The sequence below is a fragment of the Nocardia sp. NPDC004860 genome (genome assembly GCF_040609015.1).
Lineage (GTDB): Bacteria > Actinomycetota > Actinomycetes > Mycobacteriales > Mycobacteriaceae > Nocardia.
Genome location: NZ_JBEXJI010000001.1, coordinates 337404 through 355099 on the forward strand (window position 1 = coordinate 337404; position 17696 = coordinate 355099).

General features: G+C 65.8%; 21 protein-coding genes and 1 pseudogene. 5 read left to right on the forward strand and 17 right to left on the reverse strand.

Annotation, left to right across the window (positions count from 1 at the left end; genetic code table 11):
* Window positions 1-6 precede the first annotated feature (6 nt).
* From ABZV44_RS01410 to ABZV44_RS01425, 4 genes are all read right to left on the reverse strand, one after another.
* A complete protein-coding gene (locus ABZV44_RS01410) occupies window positions 7-504 on the reverse strand; it encodes a YbaB/EbfC family nucleoid-associated protein (protein ID WP_354830490.1) in 498 nt (165 codons plus the stop codon).
* A complete protein-coding gene (locus ABZV44_RS01415; protein WP_354830491.1) occupies window positions 501-791 on the reverse strand; it encodes a hypothetical protein in 291 nt (96 codons plus the stop codon). Before ABZV44_RS01415 ends, ABZV44_RS01410 begins: the two co-directional genes overlap by 4 nt.
* Before the next feature lie 143 nt (window positions 792-934).
* Complete coding sequence (locus ABZV44_RS01420; protein ID WP_354830493.1) at window positions 935-1729, reverse strand: ESX secretion-associated protein EspG; 795 nt, start codon at window positions 1727-1729, stop codon at window positions 935-937.
* A complete protein-coding gene (locus tag ABZV44_RS01425; RefSeq protein WP_354830495.1) occupies window positions 1726-3714 on the reverse strand; it encodes a hypothetical protein in 1989 nt (662 codons plus the stop codon). Before ABZV44_RS01425 ends, ABZV44_RS01420 begins: the two co-directional genes overlap by 4 nt.
* A gap of 156 nt (window positions 3715-3870) precedes the next feature.
* On the opposite strand from ABZV44_RS01425, the gene dtd reads away from it, so the two are divergent.
* Both dtd and ABZV44_RS01435 read left to right on the forward strand, forming a co-directional pair.
* Window positions 3871-4314: a D-aminoacyl-tRNA deacylase gene (gene dtd, locus ABZV44_RS01430; RefSeq protein WP_354830497.1), complete on the forward strand. Its 444-nt coding sequence runs from the start codon at window positions 3871-3873 to the stop codon at window positions 4312-4314.
* A gap of 36 nt (window positions 4315-4350) precedes the next feature.
* The gene (locus tag ABZV44_RS01435; protein WP_354830499.1) at window positions 4351-4950 is read left to right on the forward strand and encodes an AAA family ATPase; all 600 of its coding nucleotides are present in this window, start codon (window positions 4351-4353) and stop codon (window positions 4948-4950) included.
* 9 nt (window positions 4951-4959) lie between these two features.
* Here ABZV44_RS01435 and ABZV44_RS01440 read toward each other — a convergent pair whose 3' ends face one another.
* The 11 genes from ABZV44_RS01440 to rpsH all read right to left on the reverse strand — a co-directional run bounded on the left by ABZV44_RS01440 (window position 4960) and on the right by rpsH (window position 11884).
* Window positions 4960-5778: an SDR family oxidoreductase gene (locus ABZV44_RS01440; RefSeq protein WP_354830501.1), complete on the reverse strand. Its 819-nt coding sequence runs from the start codon at window positions 5776-5778 to the stop codon at window positions 4960-4962.
* A 52-nt stretch (window positions 5779-5830) separates the two neighbouring features.
* Window positions 5831-6244: a nuclear transport factor 2 family protein gene (locus tag ABZV44_RS01445; protein ID WP_354830502.1), complete on the reverse strand. Its 414-nt coding sequence runs from the start codon at window positions 6242-6244 to the stop codon at window positions 5831-5833.
* 139 nt (window positions 6245-6383) lie between these two features.
* Complete coding sequence (gene map / locus ABZV44_RS01450; RefSeq protein WP_354830504.1) at window positions 6384-7184, reverse strand: type I methionyl aminopeptidase; 801 nt, start codon at window positions 7182-7184, stop codon at window positions 6384-6386.
* A complete protein-coding gene (locus ABZV44_RS01455; RefSeq protein WP_354830506.1) occupies window positions 7185-7730 on the reverse strand; it encodes an adenylate kinase in 546 nt (181 codons plus the stop codon).
* Window positions 7727-9049 (reverse strand): preprotein translocase subunit SecY, encoded by a 1323-nt coding sequence (gene secY / locus ABZV44_RS01460; protein ID WP_354830507.1) that lies wholly within the window; start codon window positions 9047-9049, stop codon window positions 7727-7729. The genes ABZV44_RS01455 and secY overlap by 4 nt, the downstream gene beginning before the upstream one ends.
* 168 nt (window positions 9050-9217) lie before the next feature.
* Window positions 9218-9661 carry a 50S ribosomal protein L15 gene (gene rplO / locus ABZV44_RS01465; protein WP_354830509.1) on the reverse strand — a complete coding sequence of 148 codons (444 nt, stop codon included), beginning with the start codon at window positions 9659-9661 and terminating at the stop codon, window positions 9218-9220.
* Between the two features lie 2 nt (window positions 9662-9663).
* A complete protein-coding gene (rpmD, locus tag ABZV44_RS01470; RefSeq protein WP_040855284.1) occupies window positions 9664-9843 on the reverse strand; it encodes a 50S ribosomal protein L30 in 180 nt (59 codons plus the stop codon).
* 1 nt (window position 9844) lies between these two features.
* Window positions 9845-10489, reverse strand: coding sequence for a 30S ribosomal protein S5 (gene rpsE / locus ABZV44_RS01475; protein WP_354830511.1), 645 nt, complete (start codon window positions 10487-10489; stop codon window positions 9845-9847).
* Between the two features lie 31 nt (window positions 10490-10520).
* Window positions 10521-10928, reverse strand: a complete 408-nt coding sequence (gene rplR / locus ABZV44_RS01480) for a 50S ribosomal protein L18 (RefSeq protein WP_354830513.1) — start codon at window positions 10926-10928, stop codon at window positions 10521-10523.
* A gap of 3 nt (window positions 10929-10931) precedes the next feature.
* Window positions 10932-11471, reverse strand: a complete 540-nt coding sequence (rplF, locus tag ABZV44_RS01485) for a 50S ribosomal protein L6 (protein ID WP_354830514.1) — start codon at window positions 11469-11471, stop codon at window positions 10932-10934.
* A gap of 14 nt (window positions 11472-11485) precedes the next feature.
* Window positions 11486-11884, reverse strand: a complete 399-nt coding sequence (rpsH, locus tag ABZV44_RS01490; RefSeq protein WP_213558035.1) for a 30S ribosomal protein S8 — start codon at window positions 11882-11884, stop codon at window positions 11486-11488.
* 594 nt (window positions 11885-12478) lie between these two features.
* On the opposite strand from rpsH, the gene ABZV44_RS01495 reads away from it, so the two are divergent.
* Window positions 12479-13579, forward strand: coding sequence for a LuxR family transcriptional regulator (locus tag ABZV44_RS01495; protein WP_354830515.1), 1101 nt, complete (start codon window positions 12479-12481; stop codon window positions 13577-13579).
* A gap of 89 nt (window positions 13580-13668) precedes the next feature.
* Here ABZV44_RS01495 and ABZV44_RS01500 read toward each other — a convergent pair.
* A pseudogene (locus ABZV44_RS01500) lies at window positions 13669-13806 on the reverse strand (serine protease); the annotation flags it as partial.
* Between the two features lie 951 nt (window positions 13807-14757).
* Between ABZV44_RS01500 and ABZV44_RS01505 the strand changes: the two are divergent.
* A complete protein-coding gene (locus tag ABZV44_RS01505; protein WP_354830517.1) occupies window positions 14758-15075 on the forward strand; it encodes a hypothetical protein in 318 nt (105 codons plus the stop codon).
* Between the two features lie 102 nt (window positions 15076-15177).
* On the opposite strand, the gene ABZV44_RS01510 is transcribed toward ABZV44_RS01505, so the two are convergent.
* Window positions 15178-15654 (reverse strand): DUF4254 domain-containing protein, encoded by a 477-nt coding sequence (locus tag ABZV44_RS01510; protein ID WP_354830518.1) that lies wholly within the window; start codon window positions 15652-15654, stop codon window positions 15178-15180.
* 325 nt (window positions 15655-15979) lie between these two features.
* On the opposite strand from ABZV44_RS01510, the gene ABZV44_RS01515 reads away from it, so the two are divergent.
* Window positions 15980-17503 carry a plasmid pRiA4b ORF-3 family protein gene (locus ABZV44_RS01515; RefSeq protein WP_354830519.1) on the forward strand — a complete coding sequence of 508 codons (1524 nt, stop codon included), beginning with the start codon at window positions 15980-15982 and terminating at the stop codon, window positions 17501-17503.
* Window positions 17504-17696: the final 193 nt, after the last annotated feature.

Genomic DNA, 17696 nt, shown 5'->3' on the forward strand with positions numbered 1-17696 from the left:
GTCGTATCACCATCCGGAATCGGTGGCCCCGCCCCGCCGCGGCTGCGCCGCATCGGTATTCGCGTCTAGATCCCGGTAACCATCCAGGCGCTCCGGCGATTTCGGCGGCGCGGTGGAGACCACCGGCGGCTCCGGAATGGCGAGTTCCTTGCTCAGGTCGGGCATGCCGGGCACCAGGTCGGCGAGGGTGGGCAGCCGCTTGCGGTTCTGGGATACCGGGGCCATGATGTCGCGGCCGCGGCGGGCCACCTCGGCGGCGGCCTGCTGCGCGGCCTCGGTGACCGCCCGGGCGATCTCCGAATAGTCGAGATCCTCTATGCCGGACGAGAATTTGGTATCGATCACGGTGCCGTCGGCGTTCACGGTGACCGTCACTCGCTTGCGCACCGTCACCGACGCGGTCAACGCCGCCCGCTCGCGCTGCAGTCGGGTGATGAGGCGCATCTGCTCGCCGAAGCCGTCCAGGATCTCCGCCAGCTCCGCCTTCCGACGCTCGTTGCTCATTGCGCGGCCTGCTGGAAGCCCTCGCGGTTGGCCTCTTCGGTGCGCTCCAGCTCGTCGGCCGAATCCTTCTGCGACTTGGAGAAATTCGCGAACGTACCGGCCATGTTGGACGCACCCTCGAGTATGTTCTTCTTGCTGGCCAGATAGCCCTGATCGCCATTCGCGAACTGACTGCCGAGCGAGTCGTTGCCCCACGGCGTGCCGAGCGCGTCGGACTGAGCGGTGAAGGTGTTCACCACACCATTGATGCCATCGCGGACCTCACCGGTCTTCTCCGACGCCCTCATCAACAAGTCCCGGTATGACTCCAACCGACCACTCATGACAAGGACCCTTTCAGCTCCTGGCAACCGCTCAGTTGCCGGAAGTTGAACGGAGAGTGGTGATCCGGGGGACACGGCGACGCCAGCGCCGTGTCCCCCGGCCTCGATCAGACGAATTCCTGCTGTTCCCCACGGGCTTCCATGTGCATCCGAATCTGTGCGATGACACCGTCGAGGTGCTCGATGAACCGGCGATTGTCCACGCCGACAGCGGACTTCACCTCCGGATCGAGATCGATCAGGTAGCGGCCGTCGCCGGGTAGATCCCGCCACACCAGGGTGGAGACCGCGACGCCTCGGGGACCGTATTTGGAACGGCCCTGCAGAATCTGCATGGCCCCGGTCTGATCGGCCGGGGTCGAGAAGAAACGCAGACTGCGGGTGTCGACCGACTCCTCGAAGGTGTCGAAGGCCGAAGCACGCGGCGCCTCATAGGGATCCGGCGGCGCGGGCTCGGTGGCGATCGGGATCGCGGTCGACTGGCCGGGCTCGGCCTCGGGGAGCTGCGCGACCAGCAGGGCCGACAGTTCCTCCGGTTCGCACTCGAGCATCGTGACGCCGCCGCTGTGCATCGTCGTCTCACCGGGCTTCTGGATCAGCACGCAGGCGCGGCGGCCGCGCCGCGCCCCGTGCACCACCAGATGCTTTGCCGGATTGTCGATATCCGCGTCGTGCCAGCCGTGCACACCCACGAAAACCTCCGGGTTGCAGACGGCTTCGAACACCGCGCGGAAGTACGAATCGAGTCGCAGGTCGAGATCCTCCTGGGCCGCCAACAGCTCGCGGTCGTAGACGTCGGGATCCATGGTCCGGCTCGTGTACACCAGCGGCGACGGAATCGCGCCCTGCCGGTACAGATTGCACAGGACCTTGAACTCGAGGTCGGTGAATTCCCAGGTCATGCCTCGACCACCGGGTTCCCTTCGACGACACCCTCGATGGTCTGCCCGAGACCCCGGATGAAGTCGACGTGCTCGGCCTCGGGTTCGGCCGCGGCGCTCGGGATCCCGGTCGCGATCGGTGCGGCCGCGTCCGACGGCGCGGCCACGACACCCACCAGCGGCTCCGGACCGGGGGTCGAGGCTCCGCCGAACAGGTTGGTCAGACCGGCCAAGGGCGGATTGGTCACGGCGGCCGCGGGAATCGCGTTCGCCAGGCCCGAGTTCGGCGTCGCCAACGCGCCCAGCGGTGTGGTGTCCCCTGGCAGTCCGGCCGTCGGCGTCTGCGGTGCGTTCGACAGGCCCAGCAGTTGCGACAGCTGCGTCACCTTCGACGGGTCCTGCTCGATGGCGCTGAAGGCGGTCGTCAGCTTGTCCTCGGGCACGCCCAGCGCGGTGGCCAAGGTCGACAGATCCGTGGAGTGCATCGAATCCAGCGCCTGCAGGATGGTCGGCAGCTGCTGGGCCAGCGTCGAGATGCCGGTGCTGGCACCGCTGACCAGCGTGCTCAACAGGCTGGTCAGCTGCGACATGTCCGAGCCGCCGGAGCCGGTGCCGTTCGAGGTGTTCTGCGGCTGAGTCTGATTCGGGAGGCTCGGGTTGGAACCGTTGGGGTTCGTGCCGTTGGGGTTGGAACCGTTGGGATTCGCGCCGTTCGGGTTCGCACCGTTCGGATTGGTTCCGTTCGGGTTGGAGCCCTTGGGGTTCGGATCCTTGGCGTCCTTCAGCGGAGGCACCTTGGGGTTGGGGGCCGGTGTACCACCACCGGCGTTCGGAGTGCCGCCACCCGCGTTCGGAGTCCCACCACCGGAATTCGGGGTGCCGCCACCGGCATTCGGGTTGGGATTGGCGTTCGGGTTCGGGTTCGGGTTCGGATTGGGGTTCGGGTTCGGATTGGGGTTTGGATTCGGATTGGGGTTCGGGTTCGGATTGGGGTTCGGATTCGGATCGGGGTTCGGCTTGGGCTTCTCGACCGGCGCCGGAACGGGAACCGAAGGCGTCGACTGCACGGTGTGGTTCATGCCATCGACGTAATGGTCCTGGTAATAGCCGCGGTAACGGTCCAGCTCACCCTGCTTGTCACAGCTCCACGGCTGATGCGGACCCTCGTACGGCATGGACGCCGCGGTCTGGATCATCCAGCGGTTGGTGTAGCGCATGAGCTGGGACGCGTTGTCCATGGTGTCGAGCAGCGGCTGAATGCTGTTGCAGTAGCTCGTCACCGCGGCCTGCGCGGCGCTCGCGCCATCGCTGCGCCACTTGCTCTGCAGCGCCTGGACCTTGTTGTCGAAGTCGGTGAGGCTGCTGTCGACCTTGGTCTTCAGCAGCTTGTAGAGCTCGTAGGCGTTGTTGTACGGATCGGGCTTCATATCCTGCCCGAGGTTGTACAGCTGCTCCCAGCTCCTGGTGTCCTTGGGCTCCGGACGGACGGAGTAGGACTCCTTGCCGCCCTTGTAGTTCTTCAGGCTGTCCGGATAGCCGTCGTCGGCCGAATCGTCGTAACTATTGGGCGACTTCTTGTTCGGGATGTCGATTTTCAGGTCGGTGGCTTTGTCCGGCGCCGAGGTGTGCAGGTAGCGCAGGTTGTCGGCCGACATGTGGTCGGTGTCGACGTAGTTGCGCCCGGCCTGATTGAACGTGTCGATCATGTCCCGCAGGATGGCGATATGCGTGGTGAGCGCATCCGACATGTGCGTGCCGATCGCACCGAGATAGGTGGCCAGCGTCCGGCCCGACTCCTGATCGCCGATCGGGCCGATATCGGTGAGATGACCGTCGATGATCTGTTGGTAGTACAGCAGATCGCCGACCAGGGTCGCCGCGGCCTGCGCGCCCTGCTCGGCCGCGCCCGGCTCGAATTCCAGATGACCGGAATTCGCCTGGTCTTTCAGCGTCGGCCAGGCCGTCTGGTCCTTGTCCTTGTACTTGTCTTTGTTATCAGGTGCCATCGCTAACTACTGTCGCTCCGCCCGTTGCCAGCTGAAGATGCCAGCACAGCCTACTGCTGTGAACTCCCGGTGGCGCACAAGGAAATTCGGGGCATGCGCGGCCGCCCCAGGGTAGCCAAGCGAGCGCGGCTCGGCCATCTGGGAAGATCGACTGTCATGCGAGTACTGGTGCAGCGTGTGACATCGGCTCAGGTGACCGTCGACGGCGAGGTGGTCGGACGGATCGATCCGGCCGCGCACGGCGCGCCGCACGGGCTGGTGGCCTTGGTCGGTGTCACCCACACCGACACGGAGGGCACCGCGAAAGCGCTGGCCGACAAGCTGTTTCGATTGCGGATTCTGGACGGCGAGCGCTCCGCCGCCGACCTGTCCGCGCCCATTCTGGTGATCAGCCAGTTCACTCTCTACGCCGATACCGCCAAGGGTCGTCGCCCCTCGTGGAACGCCGCCGCCCCCGGGCCGGTCGCGGAACCGCTGGTGGACACGTTTGCCGCCACCCTGCGCACACTCGGGGCGACGGTCGCCACCGGACGGTTCGGGGCGCATATGCATGTCGAGCTCGTCAACGACGGCCCAGTCACCGTCCTACTCGAGAGCTGACCAGGGACAGCAACGACCGCAGCTAGGGTGGCAGGCATGCTGCTGTGGATCAATGGACCCTTCGGCGGAGGGAAGACGCACACCGCGTTCGAGTTGCATCGGCGGTTGCCCGGGAGCCTGGTCTGCGATCCCGAGGAGGTCGGGTTCGGGCTGCATCGGGTTATCCCCAAGGAGTTCCGACCCGACTTCCAGGATCTACCGGCCTGGCGGCAGGGCGTCTTCGAGACACTCGATCTGGTGTTGAGCAAACACGGCGGGCCGGTGATCGCGCCGATGACGGTGGTCGAGCCGGTCTATTTCGCGGAAACAGTCGGGCGGCTGCGCGAAAAGGGTCACGACGTAAGGCATTTCGCGCTCATGGCGCGTCCGGAGACGGTGGTACGGCGACTGCGGGAACGGGCGCTGGGCGGGCTGCGGCACGAGAGCTTCGCCATCGACCGGGTGGATCATTGCCTGAATGCCCTGGCTCGACCGGAATTCGCCGAACACCTCCACACCGACGAGCTCTCGCTGCGTGCGGTCGCCGACCACATCGCCGCCGCCTGCGGCCTTACCCTGACCCCGAACACCGACGGCAGACTCCGCACCGAGCTACGGCGGATCCTGGTGGGGGTCAGGCATATTCGACTGTTCTGAACCCCGCTGTCAGCGGACCCACTTCGAGGTCAGGCCCGCGACGATGGAACCGTCGAGGTCCGAGAGGCTGTCGGCGACGAAGGCTCGGGCGAAGTCCGAAGTCTGCCAGCGGAAGACGACCGGGTAGGCGGTGAGCGCGGACAGGACCACCTCGGCGACCTGGTCGGCGGTTTGGGCAGTGCGGTAGGCGCCGCGGGTACGGTTGATGTAGGCCTCGAGCGCGGGGGCGTAGGGACCGGCGGCGTCGATGGCGGCGGGGATGTCGATTCGCGCGTTGTTGACGAATTCCGTTGTCACCGCGCCGGGTTCGATGACACTCACCCCGACGCCGACCGTGGCGGCTACCGGCTCCAGGCTCTGCATGAACCCCTCGACCGCGAATTTCGCCGCGCAGTACGCCTCGTTGAAGGGCTGCCCGACCGCGCCGCCGACGCTGGTCACCGTCACCACGCGACCCTTCGACGCGCGCAGATGCGGCATGGCGGCCCTGGTCACCTCTACCACTCCGAAGTAGTTGACCTCCATGGCCCGGCGGATGTCCGCCATCGGCAGGTGCTCCAGGGTGCCCAGCACCGAGACGCCCGCATTGTTGACCAGAGCGTCCAGCCGGCCGTAGTCGGCGACCACGCCCGCCAGGCACTCGGCGATGGAGGCGGGATCGGTGACATCCAGGCGACGCACGTCGGCCCCGGCGTCCCGGACCCGCGCGGCCTTGTCCAGATTGCGCAGTGTCGCCACGGTCCGGTACCCCGCCCGCACCGCCGCGGCGGCGACCGCCAGCCCGATCCCGCTGGAGGTCCCGGTGATGAGAACAACCCTGTCGGCCATCACTCCATCGAACCAGAACCCGCCCCGGGCCCCCGCCGCCACGCCCGACGCATCAGGACGTGGGCGTGAGCAGCTTCAGGACCCGCTCCACCAGGGCCGTGTCGCAGTGCTCCACCACCTCGGTGATCAGGCCGTCCGACATGGTGAACAGCAGGCAATAGGTCTGGTGGTAGGGCTCGCCGGCGAGGGTGGTGGCGTAGCCGCGGGCCTGGACCACCACTCGGTCGCCGTCGGCCAGGATCAGATCCGCCTCCATGCGGTAGGCGTCGGCGAACTGGCCCATGAGGGGACGCAGAAGACCGTGCACCACAGCGGTTTTCGGACCCCAGGTGCCCGACCACGACCACGATCCGGGAAAGGTCCAGCGGCAATCGTCGGCCATCGCGTCGGTCAGGGCACGACCGTTGCCCAGCGCCAGCTGCTCGAAGACGGCCCGGAGGAGTTCTCGGTTGTCGGTGTTGCTCATACGGTCGACGCTACGAGCGGTGCGGGTATGCGAACAGCGAGAATCCCGCATACCCGGTATCACCAACTCGCATGGGCCGGAACGACCGCGCCCGCCTCAGCCTGGGGCTGAAGCGGGCGCGGAAAGTGTTGTGCGGAGCCTACTCCGGGCGCAGGGTCAGGATGCGCGGGCCGTTTTCGGTGACCGCGACCGTGTGCTCCCAGTGGGCGGCTCGGGTGCCGTCGTCGGTGACGACGGTCCAGTTGTCGTCCAGCTCATGGGTTTCCGTGGTGCCGAGGGTGAGCATGGGCTCGATGGCGAGGACGGAGCCGACACGGAGTTCGGGGCCCTTGCCGGGTGCGCCCTCGTTGGGCAGGAACGGGTCCATGTGCATTTCACGGCCGATGGCGTGGCCGCCGTAACCGGAGACGATGCCGTACTTGCGGTCGTGCAGCTTCTCGGCGGCGTAGGTGCCCTGCTCGATAGCGTGCGAGACGTCCGAGAGCCGGTTGCCCGGGAGCATGGCGGCGATGCCGGCCTCCATGGACAGCCGGGTCGCCTCGCTGAGCAGACGGTCCGCCTCGATGATGGTGCCGACGCCGAACGTCCACGCCGAATCACCGTGCCAGCCCTCGAGGATGGCGCCGCAGTCGATGGATACCAGGTCGCCCTCGGCGAGGACCTCGTCCTTGGACGGGATGCCGTGCACCACCCGGTCGTTCACCGATGAGCAGATGGAACCCGGGAAACCGTGATAGCCCTTGAAGGACGGGATCGCACCGGCCTCACGGATGACCTGCTCGGCCACCTCGTCCAGCTCCCAGGTGGAGACGCCGGGCGCGGCGGCGGCGCGCACCGCCACCAGCGCGCGGCCGACGATAGCGCCGGCCGCCGCCATGGCGTCCAGTTCACCGGCGGTGCGGAAGGGCACCACCCGCTTGCTCTTGCGTCCGAAGACCATTCAGCGGCCCAGGGCCTTCAGCGCCCGATCGTTGACCTCGGCGACGTCGCCGACACCCTCGACCGAGACGACCTGGCCGTCGTAGTGCTCCAGCAGCGGCTCGGTCTCCTCGCGGTACACGCGCATGCGGTTGCGGATGACCTCTTCGGTGTCGTCGCCGCGGCCCCGGGCCAGCATGCGCTCGACCACCACGTCCTCGTCGACCACGAAGGAGATGACGGCGTCGAGCTCCTTGCCGGCCTCCTTGAGCATCTTCTCCAGCGCCTCGGCCTGGTCCACGGTGCGCGGGTAGCCGTCCAGGATGAAGCCGTTGACAGCGTCCGGCTCGGCGATGCGCGCCTCGACCATGCGGTTGGTCACGTCCGACGGGACCAGGTTGCCGGCGTCCAGGTACTGCTGCGCCTCGCGGCCCAGCGGAGTCTGCTCCGCGATATTCGTGCGGAAGAGGTTCCCGGTGGAGATGTGCGGAACACCGAGCTTTTCCGACAACAGTTCGGCCTGGGTGCCTTTACCGGCACCGGGCGGTCCGAGCAGTACGAGTCTCACTTCAGGAACCCTTCGTAGTTTCGGTTCATCAACTGGCTCTCGATCTGTTTCACGGTATCGAGGCCGACGCTCACAATGATCAGCACGGAGGTACCACCGAACGGCAGGCTGGACACGCCGCCGCCTCCGGAGCCGATGCCCAGCAGCAGGTTCGGTAGCACCGCAACAGCGCCGAGGTAGAGCGAGCCGGGCAGGGTGATCCGGCTCAGGACGAAGTTCAGGTAATCGGCGGTCGGCCTGCCCGGGCGGTAGCCGGGAATGAAGCCGCCGAACTTCTTCATCTCGTCCGCGCGCTCCTCCGGATTGAAGGTGATCGCGACATAGAAGTAGGTGAAGAACACGATCAGGGCGAAGTAGATCGCCACATAGACCGGGTTACTCGGGTTGACCAGGTACTTCTGGATCAGCTCCTGCCACTTGGCAGGGTTACCGGAACTCTTCTGGGTCAACTGCGCCAACAGGTTCGGCAGATACAGCAGCGAGGAAGCGAAGATGACCGGGATGACACCGGCCTGGTTCACCTTCAACGGCAGATAGGTCGAGGACCCGCCGTACATCTTCCGGCCGACCACGCGCTTGGCGTACTGCACCGGAATCCGGCGCTGGCCCTGCTCGACGAAGATGACGCCCACGATGACCACGAATGCGGCGAAACCGACCAGGATCGTGGTGAGCAGGCCACGGCTGTCGTAGATCTGCTTGCCCTGCGACGGAACTCGCGCCGCGATACCGGCAAAGATCAACAGCGACATGCCGTTACCGATGCCGCGCTCGGTGATCTGCTCGCCGAACCACATGACCAGGGCCGCGCCCGCGGTCATGACCAGCACGATGATGATCATGCCGAAGATCGAGGTGTCGTCCAGGATGTCCTTCTGGCAGCCGCGCAGCAGCTGACCGCGGGAGGCGAGCGCGACCAGACCGGTCGACTGCAGCACGGCCAGCGCGATCGACAGATACCGCGTGTACTGGGTCATCTTGTTCTGACCCGACTGGCCTTCTTTGCGCAGTTCCTCGAACCGCGGGATGACGACCGTCAGCAGCTGGATGATGATGCTCGCCGTGATGTACGGCATGATGCCGATCGCGAACACGGACAGCTGCAGCAACGCGCCGCCGGAGAAGAGGTTGATCAGCTGGTAGATACCGGCGTCATTGCCGCCGTTGACCAGGTTGATGCATTCTTGAACGTTCTTGTAACTGACGCCCGGCGAGGGCAGCGACGCACCGAGCCGGTAGAGCGCGATCAGTCCCAGCGTGAAGAGAATCTTCCGCCGTAAGTCCGGGGTCCGGAAAGCCGACACGAAGGCGGAAAGCACAGATCCTCCTGGCTAACGACATGGGTCAGGCCACGGATTCAGCGATGGGCTGGTTTAGCCGAAAAACGCCGAGAACCATGACGGTGTTGGCAGACAACACTTGAACTCTAACAGCGGCACCGGGCGAGCTCGCGACTCGCCCGGTGCCATTGCTATTTCAGGTTACCGTCAGGCCAGCTCGGTGGCAGTGCCACCCGCCGCAGTGATCTTCTCCTTGGCGGAGCCGGAGAACTTGTCGGCCGAGACCTGAACGGCCACAGCGATTTCGCCCTCGCCGAGCACCTTCACGAGCTCGTTCTTGCGAACGAGGCCGTTGGCGACCAGCTCGGCCTTGCCGATGGTGCCGCCCTCCGGGAACACGCGGGCGATGTCACCGACGTTCACGACCTGGTACTCGGTGCGGAACGGGTTGGTGAAGCCCTTGAGCTTGGGCAGACGCATGTGAATCGGCATCTGACCGCCCTCGAAGCGGACCGGGACATTCTTGCGAGCCTTCGTACCCTTGGTACCGCGGCCCGCGGTCTTGCCCTTCGAGCCTTCACCGCGACCCACACGGGTCTTCTCGGTCTTGGCACCGGGGGCAGGACGCAGGTGGTGCAACTTGATGGTCATGCTTAGACCTCCTCAACCTGAACGAGGTGGCGCACGACGTTGATCAGGCCGCGGTTCTGCGCGTTGTCCTCACGCACCACGACCTTGCGGATGCCGCGCAGCCCGAGGGTGCGCAGCGAGTCCCGCTGATTCGCCTTGGCGCCGATGCTGGACTTGACCTGGGTCACTTTCAGCTGTGCCATATCAGACTCCCTGTCCCGCGCGCGCACGCAGCATGCCGGCCGGGGCCACGTCCTCGATCGGCAGACCGCGGCGAGCGGCGACCTCTTCGGGACGCTGCAGCATCTTGAGAGCCGCAACGGTGGCGTGCACGACGTTGATGGCGTTGTCGCTACCGAGCGACTTGGCCAGAACATCATGGATGCCCGCGCATTCCAGCACGGCACGGCACGCGCCACCGGCGATCACACCGGTACCGGGCGAAGCCGGACGCAGCATGACGACACCGGCGGCCGCCTCACCCTGAACCGGGTGGGTGACGGTGGAGCCGATCATCGGAACGCGGAAGAAGTTCTTGCGAGCCTCTTCGACACCCTTCTGGATGGCCGCGGGAACTTCCTTGGCCTTGCCGTAGCCGACGCCGACGAGACCATTGCCGTCACCGACGATCACGAGGGCGGTGAAGCTGAAGCGACGACCACCCTTCACGACCTTGGAGACGCGGTTGATCGCGACGACGCGCTCGAGCTGGTTCTTCTCGGCGGCATTGTCGCGACGGTCGCTACCGCCGCGGCGGTCGCGACCGCCACCGCGCTGATCGCGGTTGTCGCTGCCACCATTCTGTCCGGCGGGACCGTTTCCGCCGTCGCGCCGCTGACGTCCCGGCATCAGACGTTCCTTCCGTTCGCAGTGTTGATCATCAGAACTTCAGCCCACCTTCACGGGCGGCGTCAGCGAGAGCCGCGATACGGCCGTGGTAGTCGTGACCACCACGGTCGAACACGACCGCCTCGACACCGGCAGCCTTGGCGCGGGCGGCGATCAGCTCGCCGACCTTGGCGCCCTTGGCGGACTTGTCACCCTCGAGAGCACGCACATCGGCCTCGATGGTCGACGCGGCGGCAATGGTCTTGCCGGCGGAGTCGTCGATCAGCTGGGCGTGGATGTGGCGCGCGGAGCGGTTGACCACCAGGCGCGGACGCGCGGTGGTGCCGACGACCTTCTTGCGCAGACGGAAGTGACGGCGCGTCTTGGACAGGCGGCGCGCGGTCGAGGCGTCCTTGCCGATCGGCTTGCGAGCGGCCTTCTGCTTTTCGGTTTGTGCCATGGCTTACTTACCCGTCTTTCCGACCTTGCGGCGAACGACCTCGCCGGCGTAGCGGATGCCCTTGCCCTTGTACGGATCGGGCTTACGCAGGCCGTGGATCACCGCGGCGATCTGGCCGACCTTCTGCTTGTCGATGCCGGACACCGAGAACTTGGTCGGGGACTCCACCGCGAAGGTGATGCCCTCGGGCGCGTCGACCGGAACCGGGTGGCTGTAGCCCAGGGCGAACTCGAGGTTCGAGCCCTTGGCCTGCACGCGGTAACCGACGCCGAAGATTTCCATCTTCTTCTCGTAGCCCTGCGTCACACCCACGATCATGTTGCTGATCAGGGTGCGGGTCAGACCATGCAGGGAGCGGTTCTGGCGCTCGTCGTTGGGACGAACCACCTCCAGCTCACCGGACTCGGCCTTGGCAACGGTGATCGGCTCGGCGATCACGTGCGAGAGGGTGCCCTTGGAACCCTTCACCGTGATGTTCTGGCCGTCGATGGTCACCTCGACGCCGGCGGGAACCGGGATCGGCTTCTTACCGATACGCGACATTGTTCCTACCTCCCTTACCAGACGTAGGCGAGGACTTCGCCGCCCACGCCCTGCTGCTTGGCCTGACGGTCAGTGAGCAGACCCGAGGACGTGGAGATGATCGCCACGCCCAGGCCGCCGAGCACCTTGGGCAGGTTGGTGGACTTCGCGTAGACCCGGAGGCCCGGCTTCGACACGCGGCGCACACCCTGCAGGGAGCGCTCACGGCTCGGGCCGTACTTCAGGTCGACGATCAGGTTCTTGCCGACGGGCGCATCTTCGACGCGGAAGTCGGCGATGTAGCCCTCGCGCTTGAGGATCTCGGCGATGTTCACCTTGAGCTTCGAGTGCGGAGCCTTCACCTGATCGTGGTACGCCGAGTTGGCGTTGCGCAGACGGGTCAAGAAGTCTGCGATGGGATCAGTCATGGTCATGTTGTTTGACCGGTACCTTCCTGCCGCGGTTCCCATTCAGCACCGTCTGAGATCGGCGGTCGTGGGCCTACGACAATTCGGGGCGGTCCAGCCGGGAACGCCCGACCGGATGATTCGCTTGCGCCCGGAACACGCCGCAGACAGACGCCTGCGGACACACAGGTGCCCAAGCAACCGGACCAGTGTAGGCAATCGTCCTGGTCCACCCCAAATCGGGGTGCCCAGATCCGAAGCCGGTGACCTGCACCACGTGGCGTCTTTCGACCGAGTCACCGAGCTTTACACCGAGTGGTCTGTCCGACGCCGGCCGACACACGGCCACAGACCCATCGACCGGCGAGTCGCACTTGAAACCAGTCGTCCGAATTGGTCTGATACGAGCTACGTTTCCTCACGATGGGCACGTGAGCGGCGGCTCCGGAGATCCATCTGCCAGTGCCAGTGACCACGTAGACGGTTTGTACCGACGACGACTGCGAAAACGATCTTACGTTTGACGGAAGGTTGCATTCCGACCGGCTGGTAAATGCCTATGCAATGCATCGCAGATGATCAACCGCAGTGGCCCCCAGTCCGAGAGTGGGAGGGCTGAACGTGCAGATCGCCCTCCAGCGGTTCTCGCACTTGATCTCCGGAATCTATGACGCGGGCGCCAATCCGGACCGATGGGCCGGGGTAATCGGTGAGATCGCGGCCGCTTTCGGTGCCGTTCACGGCTTTCTGATCATCGCCGATCCGGCAACCCGACGGCTCACCATTCAGGCGTTCGGTGCCGATGCCACCGCAGACGACGTCGGCGAACAGCTGACCCGTGTCGCCAAACGCGTCCATAAACTTCCGGTCGGCACCATTGCGACCAGCGACGAAGTCCTCGCGGTCCAGCATCGGCGAAACGGCCCCGGTGCCGACGAGACCAGTCCGGACGGCCTGGCGAACAGCCTCATCGCTCGCATCAGCGGCGAGATCCCGGCATCGTGGATCTGCGTTGTCTTGCCCGAAAGCATCGATGTATCCCGTCACTCCGAGGGCAGAGCACTCATGCGCGCCCTGGTGCCGCACCTGGAGCAGGCCCTTCACACGCAGTCGAAGCTGGTCGAATTGGCCCGTGAGCGCGCATTCGCGTTCGCGACACTGGAAAAGGCGCAGTACGGAATCCTGATCGTCGCCGAGGATGCCACGCTGATGTTCGCCAACTCCATGGCCGAAGAGATCACACTCGATATCGACGGGCTGGCGGTGGACTCCTTCGGGAGGTTGCGCGCCACACCGCCCGCGAAGCATATGCAGCTGTGCCGGCTCATCCGCGAGGCCGCCGCCCCGGCGGGTGCGGGCGGCACTATCGCAGTCGCTCGACGATCGGGAAAGCGTGCTCTCACGGTGCATGTCACACCTCTGGACGGTATGGCCGGAGGCTTGCCGTGGCATCGAGCCGCGCTACTGCTGGTCGTCGATCCGGATCACGATCCGGGACCGCAATCGGAAGTGCTACAGGAACTGTATGAGCTGACCGAAGCCGAGACCATGGTCGCCAACGGAGTGCTGCACGGTGAAGGCTTACCGGCTGTCGCCGACCAGCTCTCGGTCTCCTTGGCCACGGCCCGCACGCACCTGCAACACATCTTCATCAAGACGGGGACCCACCGGCAGGCCGAGCTGGTGCGGCTCTTGCTGACTGTCGCGAATGCCGCGCAATAACTCTCGGAGATCACGACCATTGCGGCGGCGCACTCGCCCGCACGCCTAGGCCGGGCGGAACCCCGAACCCACACCGCCACGCGCATTCAATGGCCCGCAGTCAATCCGACCATCCGGCCGTATGCGTCCCAGCCAATCGCTGTGTGGGTGCACAGTGAGCCGTCGTCGAGAACTATCCCCGATCCACCGCCCAGTTCCGCCGGGGGCGCCGCGTGCACGCCCCCCATGGTTGCGAGTGTCAGGCCGATGACACCTGCGGCCCCTGGTGGACATCTGCCGAATATTGCTCTCCCGAAGTGTCGCGCTGTAACCGAGGGGCGCTCTCGCACCGAAATGCGAGAGCGCGCTGCGGATTTCTCCAGGTCAGACGGCCACCAGGCAGGCAACCCCGATCGCGGTGAACGGGGGGGTGAGGGCGGCAATGCAGCCCGGAACGAGAAGTAGGCTGAGCCCCAATGAAGGCACCAGCGTTAAAACGGCAGGCTCGACCTGTACCGGTACCGCAGGGGTGGGGGCAGGGTCGGGAGCGGGCGACGCCGCGGCGACTCCGGTGCCTATCACGATCAACGGCGCACACGCGAACGCTGCCACGGTCGCGCGAATCTTATTCATCCTCATGACCTTTCCTAACTGCATGCAATCCTGGTGTACGAAGGTCAACCCATCCGGAGTTTTCCTCGCTCATCAGCACAGCACCGGCCGCCCGGAAAATCCTCATGCGAACAGATGAGATTCCACGCCCCGTGTAGAGAGAAAGCGCCGGAGCAACGTTCACAGCCGTCGCGCGGCCAACTCGAGCAGCCGTTCGGTATCGACCTCGGACATTGCGGGGTCGGTGGCTCGGATGATCGCGGGCGGCCACCACCTTCCCCGCGTCCCTCTGCACAGTACGACGCCTCCAGCTGGCGGAACCGTCCGCTAGGGCGGCCATCCAGCACGCGAGTTCGATTATTCGACAAGGGAGTTGGGCCGGTGCCCTACGTGACCACCGATGACGGAACCCGTGTCCCAGCAGCAGAGCGGGCCCGTCGGTCTCGGTGTACTGCCTGCGTGAACCCTTGTGCCGGTGAGAGATTCGACTCCCCCGCGATAGGGGTAGCGCGGTATGCTCGGACGCAGCAGCTCCACCGCCGAAGAACGCGCGGAGATCGACTCCGCCTTCGGCGAGGATCGCCTCGATGACTGATCCGATATCGGCTGGACGGTTCGCCGAGGGACTGTTCGACACCTGCGTTCTCATCGATATCGATCTCATCGAGGATTCCAGACTGCCCGTGCGACCGCGGATCAGCACGGTGACGCTGGCCGAGCTCGGTTTGGGGATAGCTCTAGCGGCAACACCCCAGGCACTCGCCCTTCGTACGGAGCGTCTACTAGCGATCGAACACGGCTTTACGCGCTGCCATTCTGCACCGCATCCGCTCGACGGTTCACGTCGATGGCGAAACTCGTTGTCGCATCAGGCCGTAGCCCGAAACCCCGCAAAATGGCCTTGATGATCGCTGCCATCGCCTCGGCAAACGACCTGCCTCTGTTCACCCGCAACGCGGACGACTTCAAGGGTTTGGAACCGCTGCTGACCGTCGTACCGGTGTGAGTCACCACGTACGTGACATGACACCGCGGTAGCCGACCGCCAATTCGGCCAGCCGGCCCCAGACATCAACCAGGGTGGGGGCCAGATGTGCGGCGGCGCACGCCGCGAGGTGCGCCAGCCGGTCTGCGATCGACCCCAGCGATTCGGCGTGCAGGGCCACACAGCCGTGCGCGGGCGGTAGCGCCGAATGCACCCAATCATCGATGAAATCGATGAGTTCGACTCTGCGCCGCTCACTTTCACGAAATCGGCGGTCTTGCGCAGCCCATTCCGCGTGCGGCTCGGTGAGCTGGCGCAGTGCGTCCAACAGCGGATGCCGAACACATCCGAGGCCCTGACAGGCTTGCAGAACTTGCCGTTTCGTCGGCAGCAGCGGCTCGAGCATCCCGACACCCACCCTCAGGAGTCCGCCGCTCGCGGCCGCGTTCGCCCTGCGCTCCATGCTGGCCGCCCAGGCGGCCGAACTGAATACGGCCACCGACCACATCCGCCGCTGGACCGGCACCGTCTACTTCGGCACGTCCCCCGTGCTCGAAAACCCGGTGGGCCATCGGGATTTCACCACACCGGACGGCGATGGGCGGCGAACCCGTCGACAGCGCTCCCCCGGTGCCCCCGGCGATGATGCTGCGGGCCCCGGCCCTGGCCGCCAGCGGGTTCACGCGGTCGAGCGCGATGCCACCGCATCGGAACTGAGTGGGGACGAGGCCGTCCAGCCCTCAACCGGAGCCCCAAGATTGATCGGTTCCGGACGTGAGCGCAATCGATGGAACGGGCGGCCGCTCGCACATAGGGTAGTGCGGGTGAACCGGAAGCGAGAGACACGCGGCAGCCTTCGAGTGGTGGGTTCGGCGGAGGCTCCGACCGGGTGTGAATGCGGCGAGTGCGGCGGCGCCGACCCCGAGAACGCGAGGCAGGAGATCCTGCACGCACTCGAGCACTTCATCGATCCGGTAGAGGCCGAACTCTTCGGCGGAATGCTGCTGGCGACCACCCGCCTGGCCGGTGACGACCTGGAGGAAACAGGAATCGCCCCAATGCTTCCGGCGATCCTCGCCCTGGGTGAGAACGCGTCCGCGGTGCTGGCTGTGCTGGTGTCCCTCAGTACGGGCCGCCTCGGGCAGGAGGCCGCCGCCGAACTCGACCGGTTGCCGGCGCGCGGATCCGCGCCGTGGATCGTGGAACTGGCCCAACCGGTGACCGCCCGAGACTTCCTGGCCATCACCGAGCCCGACGACGAAACCTTCGTACTGTCAGTGTGTTTCGACCGATCGGACCGGTCACACGCGATCATCCTGCTCGTCGAACCAGACCACTGCGGCGCGGCGGCCAGCATCAATCTGATCGACTCGCACCATTTGCCGGACGCACTCGACACCATCCGGCAACAGGCATGCGAGGCCGGACTCACCTTCCACGAAACATCGCTCAGCCCAGCCGAATTCCGCTGGCGCGCCGAGGTGGCGCTGGATCGCCGCGCAACGCACGACCGCGAGGATCTCGACACCGCCGACCTGGCCGACATCATCGACCTGGGCGACGAGGACGGCCCCGGCTACCACATCGTGCTCCCGCTGTTGCAGGCCCGGCTGCGCGCGCTGCCGAGGTCACCGAAACCGATTCCGGCCCACCCGCAGTCGTCACCCGACGACCTGCTGGACATGCTGCGCCAGTTCACGACTGCGGCCGGCCGCCCCCTCGGCTCGCCCAGACCCCGCAAGCTGCCGGCCAAGCGCAAGACCCGCGACGGCCGGGCGCCGATCTACCGGCTGCGGGTCGATCTACGCGGTGCCAAGCCGCCGATCTGGCGGCGACTCGAGGTACCGGGCGACATCCCGCTGAACGAACTGCACGATGTGTTGCAAGCCGCGTTCGAATGGGACGACGACCATTTGCACGTGTTCGAAACCGATTTCGGCGATTTCGGCGAGCCGAACCCCGAGTTGGGTCGTCGCGCCGAGACCAAGGCGACGCTGGAACAGGTCGCCAGCGGCGGCGCGAAGCTGGTCTACACCTACGACTTCGGCGATGACTGGGAGCACACCATTCTCGTCGAGCACATCGGCCCCGCCGAAGCCACGGCCGAGTACCCTCGCTGCACCGGCGGAAGGCGCGCAGCTCCGCCGGAAGACTGCGGCGGAATCTGGGGATACGAGAACATCCTGGCGACCCTCGCCGACCCGAACGGCCACGATCACGAAGACGTGCTGGAATGGCTCGGCCTCGACACCGCCGACGATTTCGATCCCGCGCAATTCGACAAGAACGCTGTCAACTCGGCATTGGAGCGAATGCGTGGCGCGCGAACGACACGCAAGCGTCGGTAGCTTCGATGCTGAAGTCGCAGACCTTCGCAGCGGACGGAGTCCAGCAACCCCGCTCTCGCCCTGTGGTGCTTGCTGGTCAGCCCATCGGCGTAGATATCGTCCGCCCGCACCGGTGGCCGGTCGCCGAAGGTGAACCTGCCGAGTCACCGACGACCGGTGTAGCCCCGCAATATCCGCCATCGAATGGTGTTCT

Coding starts and splice junctions, on each gene's coding strand:
- ABZV44_RS01410 (WP_354830490.1), bottom strand. CDS start 504: ATGAGCAACGAGCGTCGGAAGGCGGAGCTGGCGGAGATCCTGGACGGC.
- ABZV44_RS01415 (WP_354830491.1), bottom strand. CDS start 791: ATGAGGGCGTCGGAGAAGACCGGTGAGGTCCGCGATGGCATCAATGGT.
- ABZV44_RS01420 (WP_354830493.1), bottom strand. CDS start 1,729: ATGACCTGGGAATTCACCGACCTCGAGTTCAAGGTCCTGTGCAATCTG.
- ABZV44_RS01425 (WP_354830495.1), bottom strand. CDS start 3,714: ATGGCACCTGATAACAAAGACAAGTACAAGGACAAGGACCAGACGGCC.
- dtd (WP_354830497.1), top strand. CDS start 3,871: ATGCGAGTACTGGTGCAGCGTGTGACATCGGCTCAGGTGACCGTCGAC.
- ABZV44_RS01435 (WP_354830499.1), top strand. CDS start 4,351: ATGCTGCTGTGGATCAATGGACCCTTCGGCGGAGGGAAGACGCACACC.
- ABZV44_RS01440 (WP_354830501.1), bottom strand. CDS start 5,778: ATGGCCGACAGGGTTGTTCTCATCACCGGGACCTCCAGCGGGATCGGG.
- ABZV44_RS01445 (WP_354830502.1), bottom strand. CDS start 6,244: ATGAGCAACACCGACAACCGAGAACTCCTCCGGGCCGTCTTCGAGCAG.
- map (WP_354830504.1), bottom strand. CDS start 7,184: ATGGTCTTCGGACGCAAGAGCAAGCGGGTGGTGCCCTTCCGCACCGCC.
- rplO (WP_354830509.1), bottom strand. CDS start 9,661: ATGACCATCAAGTTGCACCACCTGCGTCCTGCCCCCGGTGCCAAGACC.
- rpmD (WP_040855284.1), bottom strand. CDS start 9,843: ATGGCACAGCTGAAAGTGACCCAGGTCAAGTCCAGCATCGGCGCCAAG.
- rpsE (WP_354830511.1), bottom strand. CDS start 10,489: ATGCCGGGACGTCAGCGGCGCGACGGCGGAAACGGTCCCGCCGGACAG.
- rplR (WP_354830513.1), bottom strand. CDS start 10,928: ATGGCACAAACCGAAAAGCAGAAGGCCGCTCGCAAGCCGATCGGCAAG.
- rplF (WP_354830514.1), bottom strand. CDS start 11,471: ATGTCGCGTATCGGTAAGAAGCCGATCCCGGTTCCCGCCGGCGTCGAG.
- rpsH (WP_213558035.1), bottom strand. CDS start 11,884: ATGACCATGACTGATCCCATCGCAGACTTCTTGACCCGTCTGCGCAAC.
- ABZV44_RS01505 (WP_354830517.1), top strand. CDS start 14,758: ATGACTGATCCGATATCGGCTGGACGGTTCGCCGAGGGACTGTTCGAC.